This is a genomic window from Vibrio sp. ED004, assembly GCF_023206395.1.
Lineage (GTDB): Bacteria > Pseudomonadota > Gammaproteobacteria > Enterobacterales > Vibrionaceae > Vibrio.
The window spans coordinates 2,121,684-2,141,160 of sequence record NZ_CP066149.1; the positions used below are offsets into that span (position 1 = coordinate 2,121,684).

General features: G+C 47.3%; 5 protein-coding genes, 1 tRNA gene and 7 rRNA genes. All 13 read left to right on the plus strand.

Translation table 11 applies throughout. The features are described from left to right. Positions 1 to 99: 99 nt before the first annotated feature. The 13 genes from ITG10_RS09705 to ITG10_RS09765 all read left to right on the plus strand — a co-directional run bounded on the left by ITG10_RS09705 (position 100) and on the right by ITG10_RS09765 (position 19,452). A complete protein-coding gene (locus tag ITG10_RS09705; RefSeq protein ID WP_017632685.1) occupies positions 100 to 1,422 on the plus strand; it encodes an IS4 family transposase in 1,323 nt (440 codons plus the stop codon). Positions 1,423 to 1,603: 181 nt separating this feature from the next. After that, complete coding sequence (locus ITG10_RS09710) at positions 1,604 to 1,834, plus strand: hypothetical protein (protein WP_017632684.1); 231 nt, start codon at positions 1,604 to 1,606, stop codon at positions 1,832 to 1,834. A 123-nt stretch (positions 1,835 to 1,957) separates the two neighbouring features. Further along, on the plus strand, positions 1,958 to 3,823 hold the full coding sequence (locus ITG10_RS09715) for an assimilatory sulfite reductase (NADPH) flavoprotein subunit (protein ID WP_026084431.1): 1,866 nt from the start codon (positions 1,958 to 1,960) through the stop codon (positions 3,821 to 3,823). Further along, positions 3,823 to 5,550 (plus strand): assimilatory sulfite reductase (NADPH) hemoprotein subunit, encoded by a 1,728-nt coding sequence (gene cysI, locus ITG10_RS09720; protein WP_017632682.1) that lies wholly within the window; start codon positions 3,823 to 3,825, stop codon positions 5,548 to 5,550. The genes ITG10_RS09715 and cysI overlap by 1 nt, the downstream gene beginning before the upstream one ends. Continuing rightward, positions 5,543 to 6,319, plus strand: a complete 777-nt coding sequence (locus ITG10_RS09725) for a phosphoadenylyl-sulfate reductase (RefSeq protein ID WP_017632681.1) — start codon at positions 5,543 to 5,545, stop codon at positions 6,317 to 6,319. The genes cysI and ITG10_RS09725 overlap by 8 nt, the downstream gene beginning before the upstream one ends. A gap of 657 nt (positions 6,320 to 6,976) precedes the next feature. Then, positions 6,977 to 8,524, plus strand: a 16S ribosomal RNA gene (locus ITG10_RS09730). A 403-nt stretch (positions 8,525 to 8,927) separates the two neighbouring features. Next, positions 8,928 to 11,812 (plus strand): 23S ribosomal RNA (locus ITG10_RS09735). Between the two features lie 93 nt (positions 11,813 to 11,905). Continuing rightward, positions 11,906 to 12,021 (plus strand): 5S ribosomal RNA (rrf, locus tag ITG10_RS09740). A 389-nt stretch (positions 12,022 to 12,410) separates the two neighbouring features. Beyond that, positions 12,411 to 13,960, plus strand: a 16S ribosomal RNA gene (locus ITG10_RS09745). A 65-nt stretch (positions 13,961 to 14,025) separates the two neighbouring features. Continuing rightward, positions 14,026 to 14,101, plus strand: a tRNA-Glu gene (locus ITG10_RS09750). A gap of 313 nt (positions 14,102 to 14,414) precedes the next feature. After that, positions 14,415 to 17,303 (plus strand): 23S ribosomal RNA (locus ITG10_RS09755). A 93-nt stretch (positions 17,304 to 17,396) separates the two neighbouring features. After that, positions 17,397 to 17,512 (plus strand): 5S ribosomal RNA (rrf, locus tag ITG10_RS09760). Between the two features lie 387 nt (positions 17,513 to 17,899). After that, a 16S ribosomal RNA gene (locus tag ITG10_RS09765) occupies positions 17,900 to 19,452 on the plus strand. The 16S, 23S and 5S rRNA genes sit together here with 1 tRNA gene alongside, the layout of an rRNA operon. Positions 19,453 to 19,477 lie beyond the last annotated feature (25 nt).

Genomic DNA, 19,477 nt, shown 5'->3' on the forward strand with positions numbered 1-19,477 from the left:
AAGCCGACTATTAAAGTCTAATGCCGATCGTTTGAGAAGACTTGAACGATCTTGCAGTTAGCAGATAATCCCCATCAACAACGTTGATGGGGATTTTTTATGCTTGAACAAGAATTAGCAATGGCACACGAGACCATTGAAGATGCCGACAATTATGAATCTGTCGTCGACGCCATTCAGATTGAGTGGATAGAACAAGCTCTTCTTGAAACCAATAAAGCGAGCATAAGACGACGCCGACTTCCCGCTCAGCAAGCTGTCTGGTTAGTTATTTGGATGGGGCTGCAACGCAACATGTCTATCAAAGAGGTATGCAGTTCATTAGACATCGCACTTCAGCCTAAACCTGAAGATAGCTGGTCTCGTGTTGCACCCAGTGTCCTAACTGATTCACGCCGACGTCTAGATGAGAGTCCGTTAGCAGCTCTATTTCACACAACGGTAAAGGCTTGGCGCGAAGATATCCTTCAACAAGACAAAGACTTAGGGCTTAATGTTCTTGCTGTCGATGGGACAACATTTAGGTGTCAAGATTCCACAGAGAACGCTGAAGAATTTGGGTTCATCTCTAAAAAATTAAAACCTTATCCTCAACTTCGTTTAGTCGCTTTGATGTCAACAGAAACTCGAATGATTATGGGGGCAGCTTTTGATGGTTGTCATGTCGGTGAAACGACCTTAGCTAAGCGTCTATTCAATGATGTCCCCGCACATTCATTGACCTTATTTGATCGTTGTTATTTCTCGGCAGACCTTTTGTTGTCGTGGCAAGAGAGTGCGGAAAATGCTCACTGGTTAATGCCTGCAAAACGTAAGCTACGCTATGAAGTGTTGGAGAAATATGCTGAGAACGACATGCTCATTTCAATGCCTATCTCTCCTCAAGCTCAACGGCAGAACCCAAATTTACCCGCACGTTGGGAAGCCAGATTAGTCTTATATCAAGAGCCAAAAGGTGAGATAAAAGGTTTTATTACTTCACTTACAGACCCTAATAAATACTCGCTAGAAAGCTTGCTGCGTATTTATTGGCAACGCTGGGAGATTGAAGAGGGTTATGGTGAAATTAAACAGACTCAACTGCAAAGCCACGTCACTTTACGAAGTCGTTTTTCTGCCGGTGTGAAGCAAGAGCTTTGGGGCGTATTACTCGCCTATAACTTAGTGCGATTAGAGATGGTTAATATAGCTTCAGAAGCCGGGGTTCGAGCAACTAGGGTAAGCTTTACTGCTGCAATTAACCTTATAGATGCTCAGTTACGTTGGTTAGCTTTAAGTCCAGACGGAACCCTACCAGTCAAACTTAAAAGGATGAGAGAAAGTCTGAGTCACTTCATTCTTCCGGATAAAAGAAAGGACCGAACGTTTCCACGTTCAGTCCTCTTTGTTCCAGCCAAATATCCATTTAGGTTCAAGCAGTAATGCTTATCCGAACGGCATTAACTTTATTAAGTGGCGTTTTTTATATCTATTGGTTACTTGGGTATATATCTTTCTGGAATTAGTTAGCACATTCATCACTTTCGACCATCCTTATACAGAGAGCTGATTAGCGTCTATTCTTATAGAGTCTATGTTGTGAGGTCAAAGCAAGGGATGGAATATGACACTCAATGAATTACGAAATTTGTATCGAGAAAACCTGCTAGTGGAAGCGGTCATAGAGCCCTCAATACAAGAAGGGTCTTGGGTTGTAGAGTTTCGCCATATGGGAGGCGGCTTTGTTCTGCTCACTGATGTTCATGGTGAGGAGTGCCATTATGCGGATCTAGACTTAGCTTCTAAGTCGGCAATGGCGGTTGGCTTTCAGCAAGTACGGATCGAAAACCAGTAAGTCAAATTGCGTTTCAATCGGTTTTTACTTCCAAAAAGTTATAAAACATACTTTTCTATTCTTTCTTGTTATTAAAAGGAGTGGTTAATCTATCGTCACGCAATGATTAGGGATGTCGTGACCATGTCTTTAAATAAGAAAGAGTCTTCACAAAATAATAATGCACAGTCTGGGGCTAATGAGTTACCTGGGCTAGCAGCACCACTTAATGACCAACAATTAGGTCATCTTCAGCAAACTGTTTCTGAACTATCTTCTCAGCAACTGGCATGGGTCAGCGGCTATCTTTGGGGTGTGAGCCAAGCTCAGCCTGTAGGCGCAACTGCACCAATCGCTCAAGCAGCCGCTGCTGTAGCCGCTAAACCAGCGGGTAAGCTAAGTATTATCTTTGCTTCTCAAACGGGTAACGCGAAAGGTGTTGCTGAATCGCTTGAAGCAGAAGCTAAAGCCTTAGGGATTGCCGTCGAGCTTTTCGATGCCAGTGACTACAAAGGTAAGAATCTAGCGAAAGAGACACACGTCATTTTTGTAGCATCAACCAATGGTGAAGGTGAAGCACCTGATAACGCTATTGAGTTGCACGAATTCCTTCAGTCTAAGAAAGCGCCAAAGCTAGCAAACCTACAATATGGTGTGATTGGTTTAGGTGACTCAAGCTACGAGTTCTTCTGCCAAACCGCTAAAGACTTCGATAACTTCCTTTCTAAGCTTGGTGCTAAATCGTTTGTTGACCGTCTTGACTGCGATGTTGATTATGAAGCATCGGCAACAGAGTGGCGTGCGAAAGCGCTGTCACAAGTTCAAGAAGCATTGTCGACGGGCGCTGAAGCGGAAGTGGTTCAGCTACCAGTAGGTCAAGCGGCTGCTGGTCATTCGCAATACACCAAACAAAACCCATACACAGCGACATTGCTAACAAGCCAGAAGATCACTGGTCGTGATTCGGGTAAAGATGTTCGTCACATCGAGATTGATCTTGATGAGTCTGGTATCACTTACCAACCGGGTGATGCGTTGGGTGTGTGGTATGAAAACAGTTCAGAATTGGCGAATCAGATTCTCGCGAAGGTTGGGCTGTCTGGTATCGAGAGTGTCGATGTAGATGGTGAAAACTTATCTATCCATAGCGCTCTAGTGAGCAAGTTCGAGATCACCACGTCAAACCCTCAACTTGTAACTAAGTTTGCTGAGTTATCTGGCAGCAAGAAGTTAATCAAGCTGGTGGAAGATAAAGACAAGCTTCGTGAATACGCAGGCAATACTCAGATCGTTGACGTATTAGCAGAGAAGAAAACCAAATTATCGGCTGATGAGTTATTAGGCCTATTACGCAAGCTGACTCCACGTCTCTACTCTATTGCATCGAGCCAAGCAGAAGTGGATGAAGAAGTCCACTTAACGGTTGGCTTAGTTGAGTACCAAAAAGGTGAAGAGTCTCGTTTAGGTGGAGCATCAAGCTTCTTGGCTCAGCGCCTTGAAGAAGGTGGCGAAGTTAAGGTGTTTGTAGAGAACAACAATAACTTCAAGTTACCACAAGACGACAACACGCCAATCATTATGGTCGGTCCTGGTACAGGTATTGCTCCTTTCCGCAGTTTTGTTCAAGAGCGTGAAAACAATGATGCTCAAGGTAAGAGCTGGTTATTCTTCGGTGACCGTACCTTTACTCAAGATTTCTTATACCAAGTTGAATGGCAGAAATACCTCAAATCTGGTGCGCTAACCAAATTGGATGTTGCCTTTAGCCGTGACCAAAAAGAAAAAGTTTATGTTCAAGACCGTTTAATCGAACAAGCAGAGCTGGTTTGGCAATGGCTGCAAGAGGGCGCATACCTCTATGTTTGTGGTGATGCGACTCGAATGGCGAAAGATGTTCATGAAGCGTTAGTGACGATAGCGGAAAAACATGGCAACCAAAGCCGTGAGCAAGCTGAACAATATATTAATGATTTACGTAAAGCGAAACGTTACCAAAGGGATGTGTACTAATGAGCAAGCAAGTAATAGAGCAAGAAGTGCTAGGTCAAGTGCTTGGACCTTTGGCTGACAATGAGCGTTTGAAGCGTGAAAGTAAGAATCTACGCGGTACGATTGAACAAGATCTTCAAGACCGTATCACTGGTGGTTTTACCGCTGACAACTTTCAGCTGATCCGCTTCCACGGTATGTATCAACAAGATGACCGTGACATTCGCAACGAGCGTGCAAAACAAAAGTTAGAACCTTTACATAATGTCATGCTTCGTGCGCGTATGCCTGGTGGCATCATCACTCCTAAACAATGGTTAGCGATTGATAAGTTCGCAGATGAAAGCACCTCTTATGGGTCTATTCGTCTAACAACACGTCAAACCTTCCAGTTCCATGGTGTGTTGAAGCCGAACATTAAATTGATGCACCAAACGCTAAACAGTATTGGCATTGATTCAATTGCGACAGCAGGTGACGTAAACCGAAATGTTCTGTGTACAACAAACCCGGTTGAATCTGAGCTTCACCAAGAAGCGTATGAGTGGGCGAAAAAGATCAGTGAACATCTATTACCTAAGACTCGCGCTTATGCGGAAATCTGGTTAGATGGTGAGAAATTAGAAACAACAGACGAAGAACCGATTCTAGGTAGTAATTACCTACCGCGTAAGTTCAAGACGACGGTTGTAATTCCTCCACAGAATGACGTAGACGTTCATGCCAATGACCTTAACTTTGTAGCGATTGCAAAAGACGGAAAGCTGGTGGGCTTTAACGTGTTAGTGGGTGGCGGCTTAGCAATGACGCACGGCGATACTTCTACTTATGCACGTAAAGCTGACGACTTTGGTTTTGTACCATTAGAGAAGACATTAGATGTAGCAGCAGCTGTTGTGACTACACAGCGTGATTGGGGTAACCGTTCAAACCGTAAGAACGCAAAAACCAAATACACATTAGACCGTGTTGGCATTGATGTCTTCAAAGCGGAAGTTGAAAAGCGTGCCGGTGTCGAGTTCTCTGAAAGTCGTCCTTATGAGTTTACTGGCCGTGGTGACCGTATCGGTTGGGCGGAAGGTATCGACGGAAAACACCACTTAGCACTGTTTATTGAAAATGGTCGTTTACTTGATTTCCCAGGTAAGGCTTTGAAAACGGGTGTGGCTGAAATTGCGAAGATCCACAAAGGCGATTTCCGCATGACTGCAAACCAAAACTTAATTGTTGCGGGCGTGTCGACGAGCCAAAAAGCCAAGATTGAGAAACTGGCACGTCAATATGGTCTGATGGATGACACGGTAAGTGAGCAACGCAAAAATTCAATGGCGTGTGTGGCATTCCCAACATGTCCTCTAGCAATGGCAGAAGCCGAACGTTTTCTTCCCGAGTTCGTGACAGATGTTGAAGACATTCTCAAGAAGCATGGATTACCAGAAGAAGATAACATCATCCTTCGAATCACTGGTTGTCCAAACGGTTGTGGTCGCGCGATGTTGGCTGAGCTTGGTTTAGTGGGTAAAGCACCAGGTCGTTACAATATGCACTTAGGTGGGAACAAGGCAGGTACTCGTATTCCTAAAATGTATAAAGAGAACATCACATCAGCTCAGATCTTAGAAGAGATTGATTCGCTGGTGGGACGCTGGGCTACAGAACGACAAGACAATGAAGGCTTTGGCGATTTCACTATCCGAACCGGCATCATCGAAGAGGTGATCATTTCAAAGAGGGATCTGCATGCATAATTCTGTCGCTTCAAAGCTGAAGTTAGCAGAACTACTCGCATTGACTAAGACGAAGCAAATACTTCGTCTTGGACAAATTAATGCTGAGTTAGAACAGCTAACAGCATTAGAAAGAGTTAAGTGGGCATTAGAAAACTTGGAAGGAACACATGTGGTGTCTTCAAGTTTCGGCATTCAAGCCGCGTTAATGCTTCACTTGGTCACACAAGCAAAACCTGATATTCCCGTTATCTTGACGGATACAGGTTATCTATTCCCTGAAACGTATCGCTTTATAGATGAGTTAAGTCAGAAGTTGACTCTAAACCTTCAAGTCTTTCGAGCGCAGCAGAGCCCTAATTGGCAAGAAGCGCAATATGGCAAACTTTGGAACCAAGGTATAGAAGGGATAGAGAAGTACAACAAGCTTAATAAAGTAGAACCGATGAGGCGTGCGCTAGATGAACTGGAGGCTGGGACATGGTTTTCCGGTTTAAGAAGGGAGCAATCTCAATCGCGTGCGAATCTGCCAATCCTATCTATCCAAAATGGTGTGTTTAAATTCTTGCCGGTAATCGATTGGACGAATAAAGATGTTCACTACTACCTAGAAGAACACGGCTTAAGTTATCACCCGCTTCGAGAGCAGGGTTACCTTTCTGTTGGAGATACACATACGACTAAGAAATGGGAACCGGGTATGACGGAAGAAGAAACCCGCTTTAATGGATTAAAACGAGAGTGTGGGCTTCATGAGGATGATGGAGAGCAATATGGTTCTGGGATTTAGATTCCTTTCTATTTAAAAGGCTGCCATAAGGCAGCTTTTTTGTTTCTAGGGGATAAAATTAAAGCAAATGTGGATAAGTCTGTGGTTATTTTGTAGGTACTTTGTAGTTAAAGTTGCATAAATAAGGCTTTGGGTGTTTATTCGTCATGTAGTCGTTATTTTTGCATTTTTCTTTAATAAATACTTGCCAATGTGATGAATATCTCTATAATGCCGCCTCACTGACACGGCAGACGCCACAAGGCTTCAGCGAAGAATGTTAGTGAGGCAACTAGCTTTAAGCGATTATTCGCTTCTACTTTTAGAAAGTAGAAATTAATTTTCAAAAGTGTTTGACACTGAGAATTAAATCGCTAGAATGGCCGCCTCTTCCGAAGTGATGTAAGTCACAACGAAGAGAAGTTCTTTAACAATTTAAACCTATCAATCTGTGTGGGCACTCGTTGATGAATATCAAAGCGTTTTATCGTTAGATAAAACAGATTCTCCGGAATCAAAATGATTTCAATGAACTGAGTGACCAATACAAATAATTACTATTCTTAATAGAGAGGGGTTATTTGGCACAGTCAATTCATTACCATTCTGTTGGAATGGTAATAGCTTTAAAATTACACAGTAGTTTTGAAGTCAGTATTCGTTGAGTCACAAAACCTTAAATTGAAGAGTTTGATCATGGCTCAGATTGAACGCTGGCGGCAGGCCTAACACATGCAAGTCGAGCGGAAACGACACTAACAATCCTTCGGGTGCTTTAATGGGCGTCGAGCGGCGGACGGGTGAGTAATGCCTAGGAAATTGCCTTGATGTGGGGGATAACCATTGGAAACGATGGCTAATACCGCATAATGCCTACGGGCCAAAGAGGGGGACCTTCGGGCCTCTCGCGTCAAGATATGCCTAGGTGGGATTAGCTAGTTGGTGAGGTAATGGCTCACCAAGGCGACGATCCCTAGCTGGTCTGAGAGGATGATCAGCCACACTGGAACTGAGACACGGTCCAGACTCCTACGGGAGGCAGCAGTGGGGAATATTGCACAATGGGCGAAAGCCTGATGCAGCCATGCCGCGTGTATGAAGAAGGCCTTCGGGTTGTAAAGTACTTTCAGTTGTGAGGAAGGGGGTAGCGTTAATAGCGCTATCTCTTGACGTTAGCAACAGAAGAAGCACCGGCTAACTCCGTGCCAGCAGCCGCGGTAATACGGAGGGTGCGAGCGTTAATCGGAATTACTGGGCGTAAAGCGCATGCAGGTGGTTCATTAAGTCAGATGTGAAAGCCCGGGGCTCAACCTCGGAACTGCATTTGAAACTGGTGAACTAGAGTACTGTAGAGGGGGGTAGAATTTCAGGTGTAGCGGTGAAATGCGTAGAGATCTGAAGGAATACCAGTGGCGAAGGCGGCCCCTGGACAGATACTGACACTCAGATGCGAAAGCGTGGGGAGCAAACAGGATTAGATACCCTGGTAGTCCACGCCGTAAACGATGTCTACTTGGAGGTTGTGGCCTTGAGCCGTGGCTTTCGGAGCTAACGCGTTAAGTAGACCGCCTGGGGAGTACGGTCGCAAGATTAAAACTCAAATGAATTGACGGGGGCCCGCACAAGCGGTGGAGCATGTGGTTTAATTCGATGCAACGCGAAGAACCTTACCTACTCTTGACATCCAGAGAAGCCAGCGGAGACGCAGGTGTGCCTTCGGGAGCTCTGAGACAGGTGCTGCATGGCTGTCGTCAGCTCGTGTTGTGAAATGTTGGGTTAAGTCCCGCAACGAGCGCAACCCTTATCCTTGTTTGCCAGCGAGTAATGTCGGGAACTCCAGGGAGACTGCCGGTGATAAACCGGAGGAAGGTGGGGACGACGTCAAGTCATCATGGCCCTTACGAGTAGGGCTACACACGTGCTACAATGGCGCATACAGAGGGCAGCAAGCCAGCGATGGTAAGCGAATCCCAAAAAGTGCGTCGTAGTCCGGATTGAGTCTGCAACTCGACTCCATGAAGTCGGAATCGCTAGTAATCGTAGATCAGAATGCTACGGTGAATACGTTCCGGGCCTTGTACACACCGCCCGTCACACCATGGGGGCTGCAAAAGAAGTGGGTAGTTTAACCTTTCGGGGAGGACGCTCACCACTTTGTGGTTCATGACTGGGGTGAAGTCGTAACAAGGTAGCCCTAGGGGAACCTGGGGCTGGATCACCTCCTTATACGAAGATATTCACGATAAGTGTCCACACAGATTGATGGTTTAGATTTAGTTAAAGCCAGAGCTTTAATTAATAACGCAAGTTATTGATTAAAGCTTTTTGCTTTATGCTCTTTAACAATTTGGAAAGCTGACTGATTGATTTACTTACGAGTAATTCAATCAAATTTAAAAGTTCTCAATGTTTATCTGCTCTTATTTAATAAGAACAGTATAAACACAACAAACACATTCAAGTGTCTTGGCTTTTTGTCTTCACTTTTTAAAAGTGGAAATAAAGAGTGATTCAAACTTAGTTTGAATCGAAATTGAGTCCGGCAAACAGTCATTGAGAATTAACCCTTCTTAATGACAACCAAAAACCTTGGTTAGTTGCCATACACTAAGACCCTTTCGGGTTGTATGGTTAAGTGACTAAGCGTACACGGTGGATGCCTTGGCAGTCAGAGGCGATGAAAGGCGTAATAACTTGCGATAAGCCCAGATTAGGTAGTAATAACCTTTAAGTCTGGGATTCCTGAATGGGGAAACCCACTTACATAGTAAGTATCCTGTTGTGAATACATAGCAACAGGAGGCAAACCGGGGAACCGAAACATCTAAGTACCCCGAGGAAGAGAAATCAACCGAGATTCCGAAAGTAGCGGCGAGCGAAATTGATTAGCCCTTAAGCTTTTAATGAGACAGATGAAGGCTCTGGAAAGTGCCGCAATAAAGCGGTGATAGCCCCGTAATCGACATCTCATCATCAGTGAAAACGAGTAGGGCGGGACACGTGATATCCTGTCTGAATATGGGGGGACCATCCTCCAAGGCTAAATACTACTGACTGACCGATAGTGAACCAGTACCGTGAGGGAAAGGCGAAAAGAACCCCTGTGAGGGGAGTGAAATAGAACCTGAAACCGTGTACGTACAAGCAGTAGGAGCACCTTCGTGGTGTGACTGCGTACCTTTGTATAATGGGTCAGCGACTTAATTTTAGTAGCAAGGTTAACCGTTTAGGGGAGCCGTAGGGAAACCGAGTCTTAACTGGGCGTACAGTTGCTAGGATTAGACCCGAAACCAGGTGATCTAGCCATGGGCAGGTTGAAGGTTGAATAACATCAACTGGAGGACCGAACCGACTAATGTTGAAAAATTAGCGGATGACTTGTGGCTAGGGGTGAAAGGCCAATCAAACCTGGAGATAGCTGGTTCTCCCCGAAAGCTATTTAGGTAGCGCCTCGGACGAATACTACTGGGGGTAGAGCACTGTTAAGGCTAGGGGTCATCCCGACTTACCAACCCTTTGCAAACCCGAATACCAGTAAGTACTATCCGGGAGACACACGGCGGGTGCTAACGTCCGTCGTGGAGAGGGAAACAACCCAGACCGCCAGCTAAGGTCCCAAAGTATAGCTAAGTGGGAAACGATGTGGGAAGGCTCAGACAGCCAGGATGTTGGCTTAGAAGCAGCCATCATTTAAAGAAAGCGTAATAGCTCACTGGTCGAGTCGGCCTGCGCGGAAGATGTAACGGGGCTAAGCTATACACCGAAGCTGCGGCTACATACCTTAGGGTATGTGGGGTAGGGGAGCGTTCTGTAAGCCGTTGAAGGTGGTCTGTAAGGGCTGCTGGAGGTATCAGAAGTGCGAATGCTGACATGAGTAACGATAAAGGGAGTGAAAAACTCCCTCGCCGGAAGACCAAGGGTTCCTGTCCAACGTTAATCGGGGCAGGGTAAGTCGACTCCTAAGGCGAGGCCGAAAGGCGTAGTCGATGGGAAACGGGTTAATATTCCCGTACTTCTTACAATTGCGATGGGGGACGGAGAAGGCTAGGTGGGCCTGGCGACGGTTGTCCAGGTTCAAGTACGTAGGCGGGTGGTTTAGGTAAATCCGGACCGCTACTAACGCTGAGATACGATGTCGAGCTACTACGGTAGTGAAGTCATTGATGCCATGCTTCCAGGAAAAGCCTCTAAGCTTCAGATTGTAAGGAATCGTACCCCAAACCGACACAGGTGGTCGGGTAGAGAATACCAAGGCGCTTGAGAGAACTCGGGTGAAGGAACTAGGCAAAATGGTACCGTAACTTCGGGAGAAGGTACGCTCTTATCAGTGAAGTCCCTTGCGGATGGAGCAGACGAGAGTCGCAGATACCAGGTGGCTGCAACTGTTTATTAAAAACACAGCACTGTGCAAAATCGTAAGATGACGTATACGGTGTGACGCCTGCCCGGTGCCGGAAGGTTAATTGATGGGGTTAGACTTCGGTCGAAGCTCTTGATCGAAGCCCCGGTAAACGGCGGCCGTAACTATAACGGTCCTAAGGTAGCGAAATTCCTTGTCGGGTAAGTTCCGACCTGCACGAATGGCGTAATGATGGCCACGCTGTCTCCACCCGAGACTCAGTGAAATTGAAATCGCTGTGAAGATGCAGTGTACCCGCGGCTAGACGGAAAGACCCCGTGAACCTTTACTACAGCTTGGCACTGAACATTGAACCTACATGTGTAGGATAGGTGGGAGACTTTGAAACCGCGTCGCTAGATGTGGTGGAGTCGTCCTTGAAATACCACCCTTGTAGTTTTGATGTTCTAACGTTGGTCCCTGAATCGGGATTACGGACAGTGCCTGGTGGGTAGTTTGACTGGGGCGGTCTCCTCCCAAAGAGTAACGGAGGAGCACGAAGGTGGGCTAAACACGGTTGGACATCGTGTGGTTAGTGCAATGGCATAAGCCCGCTTGACTGCGAGAATGACAATTCGAGCAGGTGCGAAAGCAGGTCATAGTGATCCGGTGGTTCTGAATGGAAGGGCCATCGCTCAACGGATAAAAGGTACCCGGGGATAACAGGCTGATACCGCCCAAGAGTTCATATCGACGGCGGTGTTTGGCACCTCGATGTCGGCTCATCACATCCTGGGGCTGAAGTCGGTCCCAAGGGTATGGCTGTTCGCCATTTAAAGTGGTACGCGAGCTGGGTTTAGAACGTCGTGAGACAGTTCGGTCCCTATCTGCCGTGGGCGTTGGAAAATTGAAGGGGCTGCTCCTAGTACGAGAGGACCGGAGTGGACGAACCTCTGGTGTTCGGGTTGTCATGCCAATGGCATTGCCCGGTAGCTAAGTTCGGAATCGATAACCGCTGAAAGCATCTAAGCGGGAAGCGAGCCCTGAGATGAGTTTTCCCTGACGCTATAAGCGTCCTTAAGGGTTGTTCAAGACTAGAACGTTGATAGGCAGGGTGTGTAAGTGCTGCGAGGCATTGAGCTAACCTGTACTAATTGCCCGTGAGGCTTAACCATACAACACCCAAGGGGTTTTGTGGACTCAAAGACAGACCTTGAATGAGTTTGAAGAGTTACTTTTAAATACAGTTTTCCGAATTTTAAAATTTGCTTGGCGACCATAGCATTGTGGACCCACCTGATTCCATGCCGAACTCAGAAGTGAAACACAATAGCGCCGATGGTAGTGTGGGGCTTCCCCATGTGAGAGTAGGACATCGCCAGGCTTTAATTTCGACTTTGTCTACTAAGTAGACAAGTCACCATAGAGTTCTAAGTTTTCTTAGTATTTTATGTTGACTTTCAAAGTAGAAAGCGTATTATACGCGTCCTGCTTAAGTGCTAAGGCACTGAAAGCAAAGCTCTTTAACAATTTAAACCTATCAATCTGTGTGGGCACTCGTTGATGAATATCAAAACGTTATTACTTAGGTAATAGCAGTTACTTCGGTAACACAATGATTTCAATGAACTGAGTGACCAATACAAATAACTTCGGTTATTTGGCACAGTCAATTCATTATCATTCTGTTGGAATGGTAATAGCTTTAGAATTACATGTTTACTTCGGTAAATATTAGTTTTGAAGTCAGTATTCGTTGAGTCACAAAATCTTAAATTGAAGAGTTTGATCATGGCTCAGATTGAACGCTGGCGGCAGGCCTAACACATGCAAGTCGAGCGGAAACGACACTAACAATCCTTCGGGTGCGTTAATGGGCGTCGAGCGGCGGACGGGTGAGTAATGCCTAGGAAATTGCCTTGATGTGGGGATAACCATTGGAAACGATGGCTAATACCGCATAATGCCTACGGGCCAAAGAGGGGACCTTCGGGCCTCTCGCGTCAAGATATGCCTAGGTGGGATTAGCTAGTTGGTGAGGTAATGGCTCACCAAGGCGACGATCCCTAGCTGGTCTGAGAGGATGATCAGCCACACTGGAACTGAGACACGGTCCAGACTCCTACGGGAGGCAGCAGTGGGGAATATTGCACAATGGGCGAAAGCCTGATGCAGCCATGCCGCGTGTATGAAGAAGGCCTTCGGGTTGTAAAGTACTTTCAGTTGTGAGGAAGGGGGTAGTGTTAATAGCGCTATCTCTTGACGTTAGCAACAGAAGAAGCACCGGCTAACTCCGTGCCAGCAGCCGCGGTAATACGGAGGGTGCGAGCGTTAATCGGAATTACTGGGCGTAAAGCGCATGCAGGTGGTTCATTAAGTCAGATGTGAAAGCCCGGGGCTCAACCTCGGAACTGCATTTGAAACTGATGAACTAGAGTACTGTAGAGGGGGGTAGAATTTCAGGTGTAGCGGTGAAATGCGTAGAGATCTGAAGGAATACCAGTGGCGAAGGCGGCCCCTGGACAGATACTGACACTCAGATGCGAAAGCGTGGGGAGCAAACAGGATTAGATACCCTGGTAGTCCACGCCGTAAACGATGTCTACTTGGAGGTTGTGGCCTTGAGCCGTGGCTTTCGGAGCTAACGCGTTAAGTAGACCGCCTGGGGAGTACGGTCGCAAGATTAAAACTCAAATGAATTGACGGGGGCCCGCACAAGCGGTGGAGCATGTGGTTTAATTCGATGCAACGCGAAGAACCTTACCTACTCTTGACATCCAGAGAAGCCAGCGGAGACGCAGGTGTGCCTTCGGGAGCTCTGAGACAGGTGCTGCATGGCTGTCGTCAGCTCGTGTTGTGAAATGTTGGGTTAAGTCCCGCAACGAGCGCAACCCTTATCCTTGTTTGCCAGCGAGTAATGTCGGGAACCCAGGGAGACTGCCGGTGATAAACCGGAGGAAGGTGGGGACGACGTCAAGTCATCATGGCCCTTACGAGTAGGGCTACACACGTGCTACAATGGCGCATACAGAGGGCAGCAAGCCAGCGATGGTGAGCGAATCCCAAAAAGTGCGTCGTAGTCCGGATTGAGTCTGCAACTCGACTCCATGAAGTCGGAATCGCTAGTAATCGTGAGATCAGAATGCTACGGTGAATACGTTCCCGGGCCTTGTACACACCGCCCGTCACACCATGGGAGTGGGCTGCAAAAGAAGTGGGTAGTTTAACCTTTCGGGAGGACGCTCACCACTTTGTGGTTCATGACTGGGGTGAAGTCGTAACAAGGTAGCCCTAGGGGAACCTGGGGCTGGATCACCTCCTTATACGAAGATACTCACGATAAGTGTCCACACAGATTGATATGTTTAAACAGTTAAGAGTAACCTATGTCCCGTTCGTCTAGAGGCCTAGGACACCGCCCTTTCACGGCGGTAACAGGGGTTCGACTCCCCTACGGGATACCATCTTTAAGCGCATTTATTTAAGTGCTTTTAAAAATGGTTCATTTATTGAATCAAGCTCTTTAACAATTTGGAAAGCTGACTGATTGATTACTTACGAGTAATTCAATCAAATTTAAAAGTTCTCAATGTTTATCTGCTCTTATTTAATAAGAACAGTATAAACACAACAAACACATTCAAGTGTCTTGTATTCGAATCAAACATAGTTTGATTCACATTGAGTCCGGCAAACAGTCATTGAGAATTAACCCTTCTTAATGACAACCAAAAACCTTGGTTAGTTGCCATACATTAAGACCCTTTCGGGTTGTATGGTTAAGTGACTAAGCGTACACGGTGGATGCCTTGGCAGTCAGAGGCGATGAAAGGCGTAATAACTTGCGATAAGCCCAGATTAGGTAGTAATAACCTTTAAGTCTGGGATTCCTGAATGGGGAAACCCACTTACATAAGTAAGTATCCTGTTGTGAATACATAGCAACAGGAGGCAAACCGGGGGAACTGAAACATCTAAGTACCCCGAGGAAGAGAAATCAACCGAGATTCCGAAAGTAGCGGCGAGCGAAATTGGATTAGCCCTTAAGCTTTTAATGAGACAGATGAAGGCTCTGGAAAGTGCCGCAATAAAGCGGTGATAGCCCCGTAATCGACATCTCATCATCAGTGAAAACGAGTAGGGCGGGACACGTGATATCCTGTCTGAATATGGGGACCATCCTCCAAGGCTAAATACTACTGACTGACCGATAGTGAACCAGTACCGTGAGGGAAAGGCGAAAAGAACCCCTGTGAGGGGAGTGAAATAGAACCTGAAACCGTGTACGTACAAGCAGTAGGAGCACCTTCGTGGTGTGACTGCGTACCTTTGTATAATGGGTCAGCGACTTAATTTTAGTAGCAAGGTTAACCGTTTAGGGGAGCCGTAGGGAAACCGAGTCTTAACTGGGCGTACAGTTGCTAGGATTAGACCCGAAACCAGGTGATCTAGCCATGGGCAGGTTGAAGGTTGAGTAACATCAACTGGAGGACCGAACCGACTAATGTTGAAAAATTAGCGGATGACTTGTGGCTAGGGGTGAAAGGCCAATCAAACCTGGAGATAGCTGGTTCTCCCCGAAAGCTATTTAGGTAGCGCCTCGGACGAATACTACTGGGGGTAGAGCACTGTTAAGGCTAGGGGGTCATCCCGACTTACCAACCCTTTGCAAACTCCGAATACCAGTAAGTACTATCCGGGAGACACACGGCGGGTGCTAACGTCCGTCGTGGAGAGGGAAACAACCCAGACCGCCAGCTAAGGTCCCAAAGTATAGCTAAGTGGGAAACGATGTGGGAAGGCTCAGACAGCCAGGATGTTGGCTTAGAAGCAGCCATCATTTAAAGAAAGCGTAATAGCTCACTGGTCGAGTCGGCCTGCGCGGAAGATGTAACGGGGCTAAGCTATACACCGAAGCTGCGGCTACATACCTTAGGGTATGTGGGGTAGGGGAGCGTTCTGTAAGCCGTTGAAGGTGGTCTGTAAGGGCTGCTGGAGGTATCAGAAGTGCGAATGCTGACATGAGTAACGATAAAGGGAGTGAAAAACTCCCTCGCCGGAAGACCAAGGGTTCCTGTCCAACGTTAATCGGGGCAGGGTAAGTCGACTCCTAAGGCGAGGCCGAAAGGCGTAGTCGATGGGAAACGGGTTAATATTCCCGTACTTCTTACAATTGCGATGGGGGACGGAGAAGGCTAGGTGGGCCTGGCGACGGTTGTCCAGGTTCAAGTACGTAGGCGGGTGGTTTAGGTAAATCCGGACCGCTACTAACGCTGAGATACGATGTCGAGCTACTACGGTAGTGAAGTCATTGATGCCATGCTTCCAGGAAAAGCCTCTAAGCTTCAGATTGTAAGGAATCGTACCCCAAACCGACACAGGTGGTCGGGTAGAGAATACCAAGGCGCTTGAGAGAACTCGGGTGAAGGAACTAGGCAAAATGGTACCGTAACTTCGGGAGAAGGTACGCTCTTATCAGTGAAGTCCCTTGCGGATGGAGCAGACGAGAGTCGCAGATACCAGGTGGCTGCAACTGTTTATTAAAAACACAGCACTGTGCAAAATCGTAAGATGACGTATACGGTGTGACGCCTGCCCGGTGCCGGAAGGTTAATTGATGGGGTTAGACTTCGGTCGAAGCTCTTGATCGAAGCCCCGGTAAACGGCGGCCGTAACTATAACGGTCCTAAGGTAGCGAAATTCCTTGTCGGGTAAGTTCCGACCTGCACGAATGGCGTAATGATGGCCACGCTGTCTCCACCCGAGACTCAGTGAAATTGAAATCGCTGTGAAGATGCAGTGTACCCGCGGCTAGACGGAAAGACCCCGTGAACCTTTACTACAGCTTGGCACTGAACATTGAACCTACATGTGTAGGATAGGTGGGAGACTTTGAAACCGCGTCGCTAGATGTGGTGGAGTCGTCCTTGAAATACCACCCTTGTAGTTTTGATGTTCTAACGTTGGTCCCTGAATCGGGATTACGGACAGTGCCTGGTGGGTAGTTTGACTGGGGCGGTCTCCTCCCAAAGAGTAACGGAGGAGCACGAAGGTGGGCTAAACACGGTTGGACATCGTGTGGTTAGTGCAATGGCATAAGCCCGCTTGACTGCGAGAATGACAATTCGAGCAGGTGCGAAAGCAGGTCATAGTGATCCGGTGGTTCTGAATGGAAGGGCCATCGCTCAACGGATAAAAGGTACTCCGGGGATAACAGGCTGATACCGCCCAAGAGTTCATATCGACGGCGGTGTTTGGCACCTCGATGTCGGCTCATCACATCCTGGGGCTGAAGTCGGTCCCAAGGGTATGGCTGTTCGCCATTTAAAGTGGTACGCGAGCTGGGTTTAGAACGTCGTGAGACAGTTCGGTCCCTATCTGCCGTGGGCGTTGGAAAATTGAAGGGGCTGCTCCTAGTACGAGAGGACCGGAGTGGACGAACCTCTGGTGTTCGGGTTGTCATGCCAATGGCATTGCCCGGTAGCTAAGTTCGGAATCGATAACCGCTGAAAGCATCTAAGCGGGAAGCGAGCCCTGAGATGAGTTTTCCCTGACGCTATAAGCGTCCTTAAGGGTTGTTCAAGACTAGAACGTTGATAGGCAGGGTGTGTAAGTGCTGCGAGGCATTGAGCTAACCTGTACTAATTGCCCGTGAGGCTTAACCATACAACACCCAAGGGGTTTTGTGGACTCAAAGACAGACCTTGAATGAGTTTGAAGAGTTACTTTTAAAAACAGTTTTCCGAATTTTAAAATTTGCTTGGCGACCATAGCATTGTGGACCCACCTGATTCCATGCCGAACTCAGAAGTGAAACACAATAGCGCCGATGGTAGTGTGGGGCTTCCCCATGTGAGAGTAGGACATCGCCAGGCTTTAATTTCGACTTTGTCTACTAAGTAGACAAGTCACCATAGAGTTCTAAGTTTTCTTAGTATTTTATGTTGACTTTCAAAGTAGAAAGCGTATTATACGCGTCCTGCTTAAGTGCTAAGGCACTGAAAGCAAAGCTCTTTAACAATTTAAACCTATCAATCTGTGTGGGCACTCGTTGATGAATATCAAAACGTTTTACTTAGGTAAAGCAGTTACTTCGGTAACACAATGATTTCAATGAACTGAGTGACCAATACAAATAACCTCGGTTATTTGGCACAGTCAATTCATTATCATTCTGTTGGAATGGTAATAGCTTTAGAATTACATGTTTACTTCGGTAAATATTAGTTTTGAAGTCAGTATTCGTTGAGTCACAAAATCTTAAATTGAAGAGTTTGATCATGGCTCAGATTGAACGCTGGCGGCAGGCCTAACACATGCAAGTCGAGCGGAAACGACACTAACAATCCTTCGGGTGCGTTAATGGGCGTCGAGCGGCGGACGGGTGAGTAATGCCTAGGAAATTGCCTTGATGTGGGGGATAACCATTGGAAACGATGGCTAATACCGCATAATGCCTACGGGCCAAAGAGGGGGACCTTCGGGCCTCTCGCGTCAAGATATGCCTAGGTGGGATTAGCTAGTTGGTGAGGTAATGGCTCACCAAGGCGACGATCCCTAGCTGGTCTGAGAGGATGATCAGCCACACTGGAACTGAGACACGGTCCAGACTCCTACGGGAGGCAGCAGTGGGGAATATTGCACAATGGGCGAAAGCCTGATGCAGCCATGCCGCGTGTATGAAGAAGGCCTTCGGGTTGTAAAGTACTTTCAGTTGTGAGGAAGGGGGTAACGTTAATAGCGTTATCTCTTGACGTTAGCAACAGAAGAAGCACCGGCTAACTCCGTGCCAGCAGCCGCGGTAATACGGAGGGTGCGAGCGTTAATCGGAATTACTGGGCGTAAAGCGCATGCAGGTGGTTCATTAAGTCAGATGTGAAAGCCCGGGGCTCAACCTCGGAACTGCATTTGAAACTGGTGAACTAGAGTACTGTAGAGGGGGGTAGAATTTCAGGTGTAGCGGTGAAATGCGTAGAGATCTGAAGGAATACCAGTGGCGAAGGCGGCCCCTGGACAGATACTGACACTCAGATGCGAAAGCGTGGGGAGCAAACAGGATTAGATACCCTGGTAGTCCACGCCGTAAACGATGTCTACTTGGAGGTTGTGGCCTTGAGCCGTGGCTTTCGGAGCTAACGCGTTAAGTAGACCGCCTGGGGAGTACGGTCGCAAGATTAAAACTCAAATGAATTGACGGGGGCCCGCACAAGCGGTGGAGCATGTGGTTTAATTCGATGCAACGCGAAGAACCTTACCTACTCTTGACATCCAGAGAAGCCAGCGGAGACGCAGGTGTGCCTTCGGGAGCTCTGAGACAGGTGCTGCATGGCTGTCGTCAGCTCGTGTTGTGAAATGTTGGGTTAAGTCCCGCAACGAGCGCAACCCTTATCCTTGTTTGCCAGCGAGTAATGTCGGGAACCCAGGGAGACTGCCGGTGATAAACCGGAGGAAGGTGGGGACGACGTCAAGTCATCATGGCCCTTACGAGTAGGGCTACACACGTGCTACAATGGCGTATACAGAGGGCAGCAAGCTAGCGATAGTGAGCGAATCCCAAAAAGTGCGTCGTAGTCCGGATTGGAGTCTGCAACTCGACTCCATGAAGTCGGAATCGCTAGTAATCGTAGATCAGAATGCTACGGTGAATACGTTCCCGGGCCTTGTACACACCGCCCGTCACACCATGGGAGTGGGCTGCAAAAGAAGTGGGTAGTTTAACCTTTCGGGGAGGACGCTCACCACTTTGTGGTTCATGACTGGGGTGAAGTCGTAACAAGGTAGCCCTAGGGGAACCTGGGGCTGGATCACCTCCTTATACGAAGATACTCACGATAAGTGTC

Bases quoted from the DNA above. Each gene is read 5' to 3' on its own strand.
- ITG10_RS09705 (WP_017632685.1), top strand. From the start codon at position 100: ATGCTTGAACAAGAATTAGCAATGGCACACGAGACCATTGAAGATGCC.
- ITG10_RS09710 (WP_017632684.1), top strand. From the start codon at position 1,604: ATGACACTCAATGAATTACGAAATTTGTATCGAGAAAACCTGCTAGTG.
- ITG10_RS09715 (WP_026084431.1), top strand. From the start codon at position 1,958: ATGTCTTTAAATAAGAAAGAGTCTTCACAAAATAATAATGCACAGTCT.
- cysI (WP_017632682.1), top strand. From the start codon at position 3,823: ATGAGCAAGCAAGTAATAGAGCAAGAAGTGCTAGGTCAAGTGCTTGGA.
- ITG10_RS09725 (WP_017632681.1), top strand. From the start codon at position 5,543: ATGCATAATTCTGTCGCTTCAAAGCTGAAGTTAGCAGAACTACTCGCA.